This is a genomic window from Sorangium sp. So ce426 (assembly GCF_051475585.1).
GTDB classification, from domain to species: Bacteria; Myxococcota_A; Polyangia; order Polyangiales; family Polyangiaceae; genus Sorangium; species Sorangium cellulosum_B.
Genome location: NZ_CP150341.1, coordinates 4,503,610 through 4,516,697, shown reverse-complemented (window position 1 = coordinate 4,516,697; position 13,088 = coordinate 4,503,610). Strand labels below are relative to the sequence as shown.

Genomic DNA, 13,088 nt, shown 5'->3' with positions numbered 1-13,088 from the left:
TCTCGCCCCCTCCCCCCCTCCAGCGAGATCGACCGCGCACGGCGCTGACCGAGAGGTCCGCGCGGCCGGCGGAGCATGCCCGCCGCGCGCAGGCCATTGCAGACAGCGTGTCTGCATTGCCTCGAACCCCAACGGATTCTCATGGTCCGCGCCGGTCAGCTGCCTGCGTGCATACGGGCGAGTGGTCACGCTCGTCACGGATCCGGATCCCGCTCACGCACAATCGTGATTTGGAGGCCATTACCATTCACGAGCTTCGATTCTCACGTCAATTGAAGCCAGCCGAGATCGCGAAGAGAACCGACGTGAGCTCTTGACGTGCTTTGCCTCGAGAGCGCTTCATGGCGGCCACGGATGGCTCGTCCAGCGGAGCCGCTGACCGGGGATATGGCACGCTCCTTTCTCTGCATGATCGTCTTCGCCTCTCTGCTGCTCAGCGCGCCATCGCGCGCGGCGGAGCCGGCACGCCGCGCGCTGCGGCTGCGCTACAGCGAGGATGCGCAAGCGGCCTCGTGCCCTGGAGAGCGCGCGCTGCGCGAGCGGATCCGGCTGCGCGTCGGGTACGACCCTTTCCGCGAGGACGCGACCGAGGAGGTCGAGGTCGCGATCAGGCCTCACGGCGCCCACGTCGTCGCGACGACGACCTACCGGAACGCCGACGGGCAGGTCTCCGGCCGAGGCTTCGACGTCTCCCACGGAGACGGCGCCTGCGAGCAGCTCACCGATACCGTCGCGGTCGCGATCGCCTTCGCGCTGACGCCGTTCGCGAGCGACGAGCGAGCGCCCGCCGCGCCGCCTCGCCCGGAGATCGCGCCGGCGCGCCCGGAGCCCGCGAGCAGGCCCGGCGAGCCATGGAGCTCGGCGCGGATGGGCGTGGGCGCGATAGCGGGGCTCGGGGTGCCCGAGGGGCTGTTCGGCGGCGCCTCCTTGCTCGTCAGGCTTCGCTGGTCACAGAGCCTCTCCTTCTCGCTGGAGAGCCGGGGCACGTTCGCCGTCTCGAGGCCGAGCACGGTCGGACACGGCGAGGTGTCGAGTCCGGACGCCCCGAGCCCCGGCGGGAGCACGACAGCGCGATCGCCGTACCCGCGCACGTACAGGAGCGGCGCCTTCGCTCCGTGCCTTCACACGGTCGACCTGCTCGTCACATGCGCTCTCTTCGAGATGGGCGTTGCGCAGGTCAGCGATCAGGACGCCCCCGCCACCGACGAGTCCCTGCTGTTCATGGGCCTCGGGCTCCGCGGCGGGATCGAGCTCGCGCTCAGCGACACGCTCTCGTTCTATACCCACGCCGAGGTCCTCGCCGCGCTCGGGCTCGTCGACCACCCGCTCGCCGACGCGCTCAGACCTCTGCGTCCGAGCGCTTCCCTCGGCGCCGGGCTGCTCGCGGGGTTCTGAGCGCACGGAGGGCTCCGCGCGGGCAGGAGGGTGGTGCGGACGGCGCGACGGCGCGGATGCTGGCTGGAATTTTCGAGCGCCGTGTCCCGATCGCGCCGGTCATGGCGGCGCTACGCCGCGGAGCAGCACGACGATGGCGCGCGATTCGGGCTTCGGCCCAGGTCGCCCGCCGGCGCTCCGCGCCGCGCGGGGCGCCTTCTCGCTGGCATGAAGACGCGAGGTTCGCGTAGCCTATCCGGACGGTGCTCCCGGAGTTCACCGACCCGACCGACCGCTTCATGATCGAAGCCCGCAGCCGAAGCGGCGGCATGGGTGATATTTTCAAGGGCACGGATCAGACCACCGGCACCCCGGTCGCGCTCAAGATCCTGCGCGCCGCCGCGTCGCCCCAGGAGCGCGCCCGCTTCGCGCGCGAGATCTCGATCCTCGCCGATCTGCGGCACCCCAACATCGTCCAGTACGTCGCGCACGGCACCTGGCTCGACGGGCGCCTCTTCTTCGCGATGGAGTGGCTGGACGGCGAGGATCTAGGGCAGCGCCAGCGGCGCGCGCCGCTCGGCCTGCGCGACTCGGTGGAGGTCGTCCGGCGCAGCGCCGCCGCGATGGCCGCCATCCACGCCCGCGGCGTCGTCCACCGCGACCTCAAGCTCTCCAACATCTTCCTCGTCCGCGGCAAGGGCACCGCGATCAAGCTGATCGACTTCGGCGTCGTGAAGCTCGCGGTCCCGGACGACTGCCCCACCGAGCGCGGCACGATCATCGGCACCCCGCATTTCATGGCGCCCGAGCAGGCGCGCGGCGAGGCGGTCGACGCGCGGGCCGACGTGTACTCGCTGGGCGCCGTCCTGTTCCGCCTGGTCACGGGCAGGAACGTGTTCGAGACCGAGAACGCGATCGCCCTGCTCAGCCGCCTCGTTGTCGAGGATCCCCCGCGCTCGCAGCAGATCCGCTTCGACGTGCCCGAGGCCCTCGACGAGGTGCTCGCGCGCGCCATCGCCCGCGATCGCGAGCAGCGGTACGAGAACGGCGGCGAGCTGGCGCGCGCGCTCGCGCGGGTCGGGGAGCTGAGCAACGATCCCCCCGCGACCGACAGGTCCGCCTCGATCGTCCGGCGCGCGGCCGCCCAGGAGATGATGCCGAGGCCCGCCGGGCCGGGCGACGAGCGGCCGCAGGTGCGGCTCGCCAACGGCGAGCGGCGCGTGATCGCCTGCGCGCTCTTCGAGCTGGGCGCCGGCCCGCTCCGCCCCGCGGTGGACGCCGCGCTCCGCGAGGTCCTCGGCGACGACCCGCGGTTCGAGCCGCTCCCCGACGGGAGGCTCGCCGCGGCGCTCGGGGTGGAGCGCTCGCGGGGCGACGAGGCGGCGCGCGCCGCGCGGGCGGCGCTGACCGTGGCCCGATCGACGCCGGGCGCGCGGGCCTCGGTCGCGGTCGGGCACGCCGTCCGCGGCAGGGCGAGCCTCGCCGGCGAGGCGCTCGATCGCGCGGCGCAGCAGCTGGAGTACGCGGCGCCCGGCGCGGTCCGGATCGACGCCCACGCGATCGCCGCGCTGGAGGGGCGGTTCGTGGTCCAGGAGGACGCGCGCGGCGGCGTGATCGTCCACGAGGACGCGGCCGGCTTCGACGCGCGCAAGCCCGCCGGGCTCCCCACGGCGCCCCTCGGGCGCGAGCACGAGCTCGCGAGGCTCCAGGGCATCTTCAGCGCGATCGCCGGGGACGGCGCGCCGCGCGCGGCGCTCGTGACGGGCCCCGCCGGCATCGGCAAGAGCCGCGTCCGCGCCGAGCTGATCCAGCACCTCGAGACGGCGCCGCACGCGCCGATCATCCTGCTCTGCCGCGGCGACGCGATGAGCCAGGGCGCTGGCCTCACGACGCTGGGCCGCGCCCTGCGCGCGCTCATGGGCATCCGCGACGGCGAGCGCCTCGAGGACCAGGTGCAGAAGGTGAGCGCCCACGTGGCGATGCGCCTGGCCCGCCCGCTCCGCTTCCTCGCCGGCTTCATCGGGGAGCTCGCCGGCGTGCCCTTCCCCGACGAGGGCAACGAGCCGCTGCGCGCGGCCCGCGAGAGCCCGCAGCTCATGGAATCGCGCACGCGGATGGCCGTGGAGGCGTTCTTCCGCTCGAAGTCCGAGACCACGCCGCAGATCCTCGTCATCGAGGACATGCACTGGGCCGACAGCGCGACGGTCGAGCTCGTCGACTGGCTGCTCGGCTGCGCCGATCTCCGCTTCGGGGTCTTCGCGTTCGCGCGGCCCGAGCTCTCCGCCCGGTTCCCGTCGCTGTGGGAGCACCGCGACGTGACCCGCGTGACGCTCCCGCCGCTGTCCCCGGAGGCCGCGGATCGGCTCGCGGCGAGCGCCCTCCCGCAGGCCGACCCGGCCGCGCGCGGCGCCATCGTCCAGCGCGCCGGCGGCTACGGGCTCTTCCTGGAGGAGCTCATCCGGTCCGCCGCGGAGGGGCGCGACGGCGTGCCGCTCGGCGTGCAGGCCCTGGTGCAGGCCCGCGTCGATCGCATGTCGAGCGGGGTGCGCGGGGCGCTGCGCGCCGCGTCCGTCTTCGGCCAGGTCTTCTGGACGGCGGGCGTCGCGGCGCTGCTCGAGCGCGCCGTGGGCGCGGAGCTCGCCGAGCTGGAGGCGGGCGAGATGATCGCGCGCCAGCTGGAGCCGCGGGTCCCGGGGCAGGTGCAGTGGACGTTCCGGCAGGCGGTCGTGCGCGACGCGGCGTACGCGTCGATCCTCGAGGAAGACCGCGCCGCGCTCCACCTCGCCGCGGCCGCCTGGCTCGAGTCCGCGGGCGTCGATCCGGGGCTCATCGCGCGCCACGCCGAGGCGGGCGGCGACAAGGCGCGGGCGGCGCTGCTCTACGCGCGCGCGACGCGGGACCCGGCGGCGAGCGGCGCGGAGCTCGACGAGGCGCTCGAGCTCGCGACGCGCGGGCTCGCCTGCGGGGCCGAGGGGACCACGCGCGCCGCGCTCCTGGTCCGCCGGGCGGAGATCCTCGAGCTCCTCGGCCGCCTCGACGAGGCGCTCGACGCCGCGGAGCAGGCGTCGCGCCTCGCGCTGCCCGGCTCGGATCTGTGGGGCGAGGCGCAGGTCGTCGCGGCGACCTGCATGATCGAGGCGGGCCAGGGCGCCGAGGGCGACGCGCGCGCCGCGTCCGCGCTCTCTCCGCAGTTCGCGGCGGCGCTCTCGCCGTCGATCCGCGCGGAGCTCCTCGCGTCGCGCGTCCGCGCCCTCGCGGCGCTGGGCCGGCCCGCCGAGGCGCTCCGCGCCGCGCACGCGGCGATGGAGGCCGCGCGCGGGAGCGGCTCGGCCGGCGCGCTCCTCCACGCCCGGGAGGCCCACCTGGCCGCGCTGATGCACGCCGGCGACCTGGCCGCCGCGGCCTCTCTGGGCGCGTCGCTCGTCGCGGACGCCGACGCGGCCGGCGACGCCGTCATCGCGGCGAGGGCCCGCCTGAACACCGGCTCGGCGCTGAACCAGCTCGGCCTGTTCGAGGAGGCGCAGGCGCTGCTCGAGCGCGCGCTGCTCGACGCGCGGAGCCGGAAGCTCCGGGCGATCGAGGGGTTCGCGCTCCATAACCTCGGGATGTCGTACGCGCGGCTCGGCAACATCGAGGAGGGCGTCGCGCTCGAGCGCCAGGCGAGCGCGATCGCCGACGCGTGCCAGATCTCCCGCCTCAGGTTCGCCGGCCGGCTGTACGAGGCGCTCTTCCTCGTCTGGCGCGGCGCCCCCGGCGACCACGCGACCGCCCACGCCGTCGCGCGCTGGCTCTGCGAGGAGGCGGCGCACCACGCGGCCGCGCTGCAGGCGATGGCGAGCTTCGCGATGGCGCGCGTCCAGTTGGCGCGCCGCGAGCTCAGGGCCGCGGTCGACGCGGCGCGCGAGGCCTCGCGCCACCTCGCGGGTGGGCCCATCGAGGAGTGGAGCGACGCGATCCGCGTCACGCTCGTCGAGGCCCTCCTCGCGATCGGGGACGAGCGCGAGGCGAACGCCGCGCTCGACGCCGCGTTCTCCGCCCTGGCCGCGCGCGTCGAGGCCCTGCGGGATCCCCGCCAGCGCGACGCGTTCCTCCGGGGGAACGACGACGTCGGGCGACTGATCGCCCTCGCTCGAGAGCGCCTCGGCCGGTCGCTGCCCTCGACGCCGCGGCCGCCGCACGCGGCGGACCCGTCCGCCCAGCGGGCCGCCGGGGCGCCGTCGCGGAGCAAGGTCGCGAAGACCGCCGGCGCCGTGGGACGGAAGGAGCGCGCCGAGGCGCCGAGCAACAACGATCCGGCGGCGCACCGGAGCGCGAGCGCTGCGCAGAGCAAGGAAGCGCACCCGGAGGGCGCGGCGGCGGCGGCGCACGAGAAGGGCGCGCCACGTTCTTGACGTTGGGTGGCCGGGTAGCTAAGGCCATCCGCGATGCGAAACAACGCTCCTGAGCGGCTCGTCGCGCGCTGTTCCACGTTCTCCACCCCTGCGCGCCCGGCCGGCGCGAGCCAGGGTGCTGCGCTGGCAGCCCGCCCGACCTCGGGCCGGTGGCTCAGGGCGCGCGTCCTGCCGCTGCTCGCGGCCGCGGCGCTCGGCGGCGCGGCGCTGCTGTCGCCCGCGCCCGCGGCCGCGCAGTCGAAGATCGCGGTCGTCGACGTGCGCCGCGCCATGCTGGAGACCGAGGAAGGGCTCCGCGTCCAGGCGACGCTCAAGAAGCTGTTCGACAGCCGCCAGGTGGAGCTCGACACGAAGCGCCGCGCGCTCGACGACGAGCGGGACAAGCTCGACAAGGAGGCCCAGACGGGCAAGACGCCGAAGGACGTCCTCCAGCGCAGGTTCGAGACCTGGCAGCGCCAGGCCGCCGAGTTCCAGGCGACGACGCTCGACGCCCAGCGCGAGATGCAGCGCAAGGAGAGCGAGCTCACGACGCCGATGCTGCAGAAGGTGCTCGGCCTCCTCCGGCGCCTTGCGGCGCAGGAGGGTTACGACCTCATCCTCGACAAGTCGGCCGTTCCCTACTACCGCGCCGATCTCGAGCTCACCGATCGCGCGATCCAGATGTACAACAGCGGGCAGGCCGGAGAGGCGCCGCCCGCGAAGGGCGCGCCGCCCGCGAAGGGCGCGCCGCCCGCCGCCCCGGCGAAGCCGGCCGCGCCCGCCAGGAAGTAGCCGCGCAGCGTACGTCGCTCGAGGGGCGCTCGTGGCTCGCGCGCGCCGACGTCCGCGCGCCGTTTACCCTGCGCGCCGGCGGGGCCGCGTCCAGCGGCCCGGGGCGCCGGAGGCGCGCGCCGCGATCGGCCGCCAGGCCTGGATCGCCTCCTCCTGCGCCACCACGAAGTCGTGCGGATCGAAGCGCACGAAGTGCCCGGTGCGGACGATCAGCTCGCGCTGGAGCAGCCGGCGCTCGCCCGGGGTGACCCGCCCCGTATCCAGCTCGTCGAGCACCACGTCGGGCGTGTAGGGGCGCCCGCGGCGGTAGCGCGCGGTCATGTCCCAGCCCTGGCAGCGCTCGCGCCAGAAGGCCCGCCAGCGCGCGGCGTCCACCGTGGGCTGCTCCTCCATCTCTGGCGCCGGCGCCTCGGGCAGGTCGTTGGGATCGCTGACCAGCTGCGCGAGCTTGAGCTCGCGAGGCTCGCCCACGTCGGGCTCGGGCGGATCGGCGACGAAGATCTCCTCGTCCTCCACCGCGACCTCCTCCCACATCCCCGCGCCGGTGATCCGCTCCAGCGCGTAGGCCGCGGCGAGCTTCACGTCCCCATCGACGTCGCGCTCGAGCAGGTCGATGAGCAGCGGCACCGCGGCGGCCGCGCCGGTCCAGCCCACGGCGAAGATCAGGCCGCGGCGCGGCGCCTCGGCGGCGCGCGAGGCGAGCAGCCGCGCGTCGGCGTCGTCGCCTGCGAGCGCGAGCAGGAGCGCCGCGGCGTCCGCGCCGTCGGCCTCCTCCAGCGCGCCGCGCAGCGCGAGCGGGGCGTGCGGGTGATCCGAGAGCGCCATGGCCGTCCAGGCGGCCTCGCGCAGCGCCGGGTCCGGCGCCGCGGTGGACGCGAGCGCCCGCTGGATCAGCTCGGGCAAGCGGGGGCACGGCGTGCAGCCGAGGTGGTGGAGCGCGCACGCCGCCACGGCGGCCTCGTCGTCCGACGCCGCCGCGACGAGCTCGTCCTCGGTCGCGAAGCCGCGGTAGGCGAGGACGTCGATCGCCATCGCGCGGACCAGCGGCTCGGGCTCGCGGAGCAGGCCGCGGAGCGCGAGCGGCAGGAGCTCGTGCGGGACCAGCTTCAAGGCGGCGCCGAGCGCGTCGATGAACGCCCTGTCCTTGCCGCTCCGGAGCAGCGCGAGCTCGGCCGCGGCGAGCGCGTCGCGGCCGGCGAAGCAGCCGAGCACCATCGCGCTCGCGAACGCGACGCTCGCGTCCTTCACTGGCGCGTCGGCCACGAGCCGCGGCACGTGCTCGAGCGCCGGCGCCCCGATCGCCGCGATCACGTCGATGGCCGCGAGCATGCGCCGCTCGAGGATCAGCGCGCCACGGAACGGATCGCCGAGCAGCGGCGCCCGCTGCATGCCGACCATCGCGACCTCCTCGAAGCACTCGCGGGCGCGGGCGCGGAGGAAGGCGAGATCGTCGAGCGCGTCGCCGATCTCGGGCGCGAAGCCCGGCGGCACGGGGCGCGCGGCTCCCTCGTCCGGCCGCGCCGCGGGCGGCCGCACCTCCGCCGCCGCGGGGAGCGCGCCGGGCGCGGGCGCCTGCTGCTTCAGCGCCTCGACGGCGGCCTTGAGCTCCTCGAACGTCCGCGGCCGCGGGATCGGCGGCGGGGGCTTCGCGACGAGCTCGGCCGGGGGCGGCTCCGGGACCTTGAGGAGCGGCGCGAGCGACGCCCGCTGGATCGCGTGCAGCCGCGGCCGGTCGCGGCTCGCCAGGATCGGCGGCAGGTCGAGCGGCGGCGCCGGCGGCACGAGCGCGAGCCGCGCCGCGGCTTGCTCGAGCCAGCCGCGCGCGCTCCGGAGCAGCTCGTCCACCGCCGCGAAGCCCGCGTCGAGCCCGATCGCCTGCTCGATCCGAGCGGCGATGTCGTCGGTCTCCGCCAGCGCGGCACGCACAGCGCCGAGGGGTTCGGCGCGGCCGTCGAAGGCGTCGTAGATCGCGCCGAGGGCCCGCTCCAGGGCGCGCGCGGGCCCGGTCAGATCGGTCACCGGCTCGACGTCGTGCTCGAGCGACAGCGCTGCGCGGCGGAGCGCGGCGTGCGCGTTCTCGAGCTTGTCGTGGGCGAGCACGTCCGCGCCGGCGGGCGCGGAGGGCTGCCCCTGCTGACCGCCGGGCGCGACGAAGGGCAGGTAGGAGAAGGACACGCGCCATGAATACACCTGCGCGAAGGAGGCCCCAAGACGCGCGCTGAGGTAGCCTGCCCGGACGATGAAGGATCCTCCGCAGGGCGCGCAGAACGTCGACGACGTCGAGGTGTACGCGACGCTGGCCGCCCAGCTTGCGGACCCGAGCGCCGACCGCGCGGCGCTCCTCGCGGCGCACGGGCTCGACGAGGCTGGCTGGGAGGCGCTCGACGACGCCTGGCAGGCGCGGCTCTCCGAGGCGGACGACGACGGCGAGGAGGTGGGCGTGCCGCCGCTCGTCGTCGCCTTCGCCGAGACGTTCGCGAGGGTGCAGCGCGCCCGGGCGAAGAGCGAGCTGTCGTTCGAGCGCTTCCTCGAGGCCGCGCGCGGGTTGAAGCGGGGCACCGACATGGCGACGGTGCTGAGCCGCCTGGACCTGACGCTCGAGGACTACCTGAGCGCGCAGCAGCGATGGACCGCGGCGATGCTCGAGGACGAGGCGCTCATGGCGCGGTTTCAGCGGGCGATGAGGTAACCGGGACGGCCGCGGGGCGACATCGGCCGGGCCGCCGCAGCGCGCCGCCCGACGGCGACGAGGGGGTATGTTCGTGGACATGGTGGAGCGCGACGAGGAGGTCCGATCGATCCGGCTCGAGGAGCTCGCCGCCGTGGCCGGGGCCCTCGAGGCGGGCCTGCCGCGCGACGAGGTGCTCGCGGACGCGGGGCTCTCTGCCGCGGCGTGGGAGGCGGAGCGGGAGCGGTGGATGTCCAGGCTCGCCGCGCAGGCCGCGCGCGGGCAGCTGCGATCGAGCCGCCGGTACCTGGAGCTCGTCGCCGCGCAGAAGCGCCGCGCCGAGGAGAAGGCGCGTGGCGCGCGCAGGAAGCTGGAAGGGCCGATGCCGGTCGCGCCCGCTGCGCGCATCGCCCCGCTGCAGGGGGCGCCTCGGGATGGGGCGACGCCGCCGCCTGCCGCGGGCGTGAGCGACGAGGGGGCTGCGCGATCTCCCTGGGCCAGGCTGAACGCAGCGGCGCCGCCGGCCGGGGTCGTGCAGCCTTCGCCGTTGCCACCGCCCGGGGTCGTGCAGCCTTCGCCGTTGCCGCCGCCCGGGGTCGTGCAGCCTTCGCCGTTGCCGCCGCCCGGGGTCGTGCAGCCTCCGCCGTTACCGCCAGCCGTGCCGTCGCCGTCGCTGCTGCCGGCCGTGCCGTCGTCACTGCCCATGCCGAGCCTGGAGCGGCCGTCCACGGCACCGCGAGCCCGCATGACGCTCCTCGGCACGACGTCTCTCCCGCGCCGGGATGCGCTGCCATTCCGCCAGGACGTGTCGAACGCGCCCGCGGTCGAGGGGACAGCGACGTCACCGGCAGACGGCCCGGAGATGGAGACGACGAGCATCGGCACGGTCGGCGCGCAGGCGGCCGACAGAGCCTTGCCCTTCTCCGGCACGGCCCCTCTACCCCCGCTCGACGCCGCTCTGCCCTTCTCCGGCACGGCCCCTCTACCCCCGCTCGACGCCGCTCTGCCCTTCTCTCGCCCGGCCTCCTCGCCGCCGGCCGCCAATCCCTTGCCCTTCTCTCAACCGGCCTCCTCGCCGCCGGCCGCCAATCCCTTGCCCTTCTCTCAACCGGCCTCCTCGCCGCCGGCCGCCAATCCGTTGCCCTTCTCGCGGCCGTCCTCCTCGCCGCCCGCCGGCAACCCCCTGCCCTTCTCGCGACCGTCCTCCTCGCCGCCGGCCGATAACGCCTTGCCGTTCTCGCGACCGACCCCCTCGCCGCCCGCCGACAAAGCGCTGCCCTTCGCTCGTCCGGGCCAATCGCCCGCGCCGGCGCGGCCCGCCAGGGGAGAGATCGCTCCGCAGCCGCCCCAGATCCCGACGGGGAGCTGGGCCCTGCCCTTCCTTCAGCCAGGCGCCGTCGAGCCGCCCGCGAGCCCCATGCCCACGGAGCCCGCCGCGCAACCGCACGCCGGCGCGGACGACGACGAGATGATGCGCCGCGTGGAGCGGATCTCCCTCGCGCGGTACGCGCGCCTGTGCGCCGACATGCGCGACCATCCGAATCACATCCCGCAGATCCAGAGCCACTATGGGTTGACCCCACAGAGCTGGATCGCGCTCCACAGGAGTTGGCACGAACGCTTCGAGTCCGATCCGGCGCTCAAGGCGCAGTGGCAGGCGCTCCTCGGCCAGAGCGCGCGGAGCTGACGACACCAGCGCTCGAGTCGGGCGCCGTTCAGCGCTGGCGTCGAGAGGTGTCGAGGCTCGCCGCGCGGGTCTATTTTGATTGACATCCGCCATGTGAACGTTCACAGTGCGGTCCCGGGGCATCCTTTTGCTTCGCCCTGAACAGCCTGCGCTCGTGACCTCGCCTGCAGGAATTCGCGGGCGAAGCGGTGCCATGGGCAGAGCCGCCTCCGATCCCTCGACGGGAGCGAAATTCGCGGACGGCGGAACTGCGGCAGACGGCGCCGTCGCCACCGGCGGAGACGGCGGCGACGTCGACCACGCGATCGACACAGCGAACCGCGACGACAGAGGGACGGTCTTCAGCGTGCCCTGCTCGACCATGAAGAAATCGGCCTCGGCCGCCCGAGCGGCCGTGATCAACGGCTCTGGACCAACAGGTAAGGTGAACATGCGTCGCTCACGTACATTGGCGAGAATGGCTTGTTGCGGGGTCGCGCTCGCCTCGGTCGGGCTCGCCGCGAGCCCCTCCGCGCTGGCCGATTACCCCATCGCCTCGCACCGCTACCTCGCCGACCCCGCCTCGCTGGTGCATGACGGACGTGTCTACCTCTACGCCTCGAACGACGACGACAACGCCAAGGCAGACGGCTCGGACGGCAGCTACGAGATGGCCTCGATCGTGGCGGTCTCGAGCAGCGACCTGAAGAACTGGACCGATCACGGGGAAGTGCTGCGCGTGCCCCGCGCCGCCTCCTGGGCGACCTACTCGTGGGCCCCGGCGGTCGTGGAGCGCGGCGGCACCATCTACATGTACTTCGGCAACAGTGGGAACGGTATCGGCGTTGCCTCGAGCGACAGCCCGACCGGACCGTTCAAGGACGCGAAGGGCAGCGCCCTGGTGACCTCGAACACGCCCGGCGCCTCGGGCCCGAACATGTGGCTCTTCGATCCGGGCGCCTTCATCGACGACGACGGCCAAGCGTACCTCTACTTCGGCGGCAACGGCGAGCAGAACGCGCGCGTCATCAAGCTCAATGACGACATGGTGAGCGTCTCGGGCTCGGCCACCGCGATCACGGTCCCGTACTTCTTCGAGGCCGCCTGGATGCACAAGCGCAACGGCCTCTACTACCTGTCGTACTCGACGAACCCTGACAACGCCCTGCGGATCGACTACCTCACGAGCACGAGCCCCATGTCCGGCTTCACCCACCGTGGCACGGCGGGGCCCCAGCCGCCGAAGAACAACAACAACAATCATGCGGCGATCTTCGAGTATGGCGGCTCCTGGTACCACGCCTACCACAATCGCGCTGTCGCCACCGATGCCGGAGAGCCCACCGGCTATCGCCGGAACATCGCGCTCGAGCCGCTCACCTACAAGGACGACGGCTCCATCGTGCCGGTGACCTACACGACGGACGGGCTCAAGCAGACCGGGAACCTCGACCCCTACGCGCGCGTCGAGGCCGAGACCTTCAACGCGCAGCGCGGCATCGAGACCGAGCCCTGCGAGGAGGGCGGGATGAACCTCTCGTTCATCAGCGGCGGCGACTGGGTGCGCCTCCGCGGGGTCGACTTCGGCGAAGGGGCGGAGAGCTTCCGCGCGCGCGTCGCGAGCGGCGCGGAGGGGGGCAGCATCGAGCTCCGCCTGGACGCGCGCGACGGCAAGCTCGTGGGCACCTGCGCGGTCGGGGCGACGGGGGGCTGGCAGACGTGGACCGATACGTCGTGCGCGGTCGACGGCGCCACAGGCGTTCACGATCTCTATCTGGTCTTCACCGGCGATGGGTCGACCCTCTTCAACGTGAACTTCTGGCAATTCTCGCCCATCGGGGGCGGAGGCGCCGGCGGGGGTGGCACGGGGGGAAGCACGAGCGGCGGGGGCGACGGCAGCGTCAGCGGCGCCGGCGGCGGCGTCAGCTCCAGCTCCGGCCCCGGCTCCGGCTCCGGCTCCGGCTCCGGAGGAGCGCCCTCGACGGGTGCGGCCACGGGTGGAGGGTCCCCCAGCTCAACGTCAGCCGCCCAGGCGTCGTCGGGGGGCACCTCCGGCGAGCAGTCGGGCGATCCAGCCGGTTGTAGCTGTCGCGCGGCGAGCCGCGCTCCATCCGGAGGTGCCCTCGCGCTGACAGCGCTGCTCGCGGCGTCCCTGGGGCTCCGGCAGCGCGGCCGGAGGGGGCGTGGCCCAGGCGTGACGAGCTGAATCGGTAACCCG

General features: G+C 74.5%; 7 protein-coding genes. 6 read left to right on the top strand and 1 reads right to left on the bottom strand.

Going from position 1 to position 13,088, the window contains the following annotated elements:
* Nucleotides 1-387 precede the first annotated feature (387 nt).
* The 3 genes from WMF44_RS16815 (at nucleotide 388) to WMF44_RS16805 (ending at nucleotide 6,536) form a co-directional block, all read left to right on the top strand.
* Nucleotides 388-1,395: a hypothetical protein gene (locus WMF44_RS16815; RefSeq protein ID WP_437300127.1), complete on the top strand. Its 1,008-nt coding sequence runs from the start codon at nucleotides 388-390 to the stop codon at nucleotides 1,393-1,395.
* A gap of 242 nt (nucleotides 1,396-1,637) precedes the next feature.
* Nucleotides 1,638-5,765: a serine/threonine-protein kinase gene (locus WMF44_RS16810; protein ID WP_437300126.1), complete on the top strand. Its 4,128-nt coding sequence runs from the start codon at nucleotides 1,638-1,640 to the stop codon at nucleotides 5,763-5,765.
* A 33-nt stretch (nucleotides 5,766-5,798) separates the two neighbouring features.
* Complete coding sequence (locus WMF44_RS16805; RefSeq protein WP_437300125.1) at nucleotides 5,799-6,536, top strand: OmpH family outer membrane protein; 738 nt, start codon at nucleotides 5,799-5,801, stop codon at nucleotides 6,534-6,536.
* A 63-nt stretch (nucleotides 6,537-6,599) separates the two neighbouring features.
* Here WMF44_RS16805 and WMF44_RS16800 read toward each other — a convergent pair whose 3' ends face one another.
* Nucleotides 6,600-8,711 (bottom strand): hypothetical protein, encoded by a 2,112-nt coding sequence (locus WMF44_RS16800; RefSeq protein ID WP_437300124.1) that lies wholly within the window; start codon nucleotides 8,709-8,711, stop codon nucleotides 6,600-6,602.
* Nucleotides 8,712-8,775: 64 nt separating this feature from the next.
* Between WMF44_RS16800 and WMF44_RS16795 the strand changes: the two genes are divergently transcribed.
* The 3 genes from WMF44_RS16795 (at nucleotide 8,776) to WMF44_RS16785 (ending at nucleotide 13,076) form a co-directional block, all read left to right on the top strand.
* On the top strand, nucleotides 8,776-9,225 hold the full coding sequence (locus tag WMF44_RS16795) for a hypothetical protein (protein WP_437300123.1): 450 nt from the start codon (nucleotides 8,776-8,778) through the stop codon (nucleotides 9,223-9,225).
* 67 nt (nucleotides 9,226-9,292) lie between these two features.
* The gene (locus WMF44_RS16790) at nucleotides 9,293-10,891 is read left to right on the top strand and encodes a hypothetical protein (protein ID WP_437300122.1); all 1,599 of its coding nucleotides are present in this window, start codon (nucleotides 9,293-9,295) and stop codon (nucleotides 10,889-10,891) included.
* Between the two features lie 457 nt (nucleotides 10,892-11,348).
* The gene (locus tag WMF44_RS16785) at nucleotides 11,349-13,076 is read left to right on the top strand and encodes a glycoside hydrolase family 43 protein (protein ID WP_437300121.1); all 1,728 of its coding nucleotides are present in this window, start codon (nucleotides 11,349-11,351) and stop codon (nucleotides 13,074-13,076) included.
* The last annotated feature ends 12 nt before the right edge of the window (nucleotides 13,077-13,088 follow it).

Bases quoted from the DNA above. Each gene is read 5' to 3' on its own strand.
- WMF44_RS16815 (WP_437300127.1), top strand. From the start codon at position 388: ATGGCACGCTCCTTTCTCTGCATGATCGTCTTCGCCTCTCTGCTGCTC.
- WMF44_RS16805 (WP_437300125.1), top strand. From the start codon at position 5,799: ATGCGAAACAACGCTCCTGAGCGGCTCGTCGCGCGCTGTTCCACGTTC.
- WMF44_RS16795 (WP_437300123.1), top strand. From the start codon at position 8,776: ATGAAGGATCCTCCGCAGGGCGCGCAGAACGTCGACGACGTCGAGGTG.
- WMF44_RS16790 (WP_437300122.1), top strand. From the start codon at position 9,293: ATGTTCGTGGACATGGTGGAGCGCGACGAGGAGGTCCGATCGATCCGG.
- WMF44_RS16785 (WP_437300121.1), top strand. From the start codon at position 11,349: ATGGCTTGTTGCGGGGTCGCGCTCGCCTCGGTCGGGCTCGCCGCGAGC.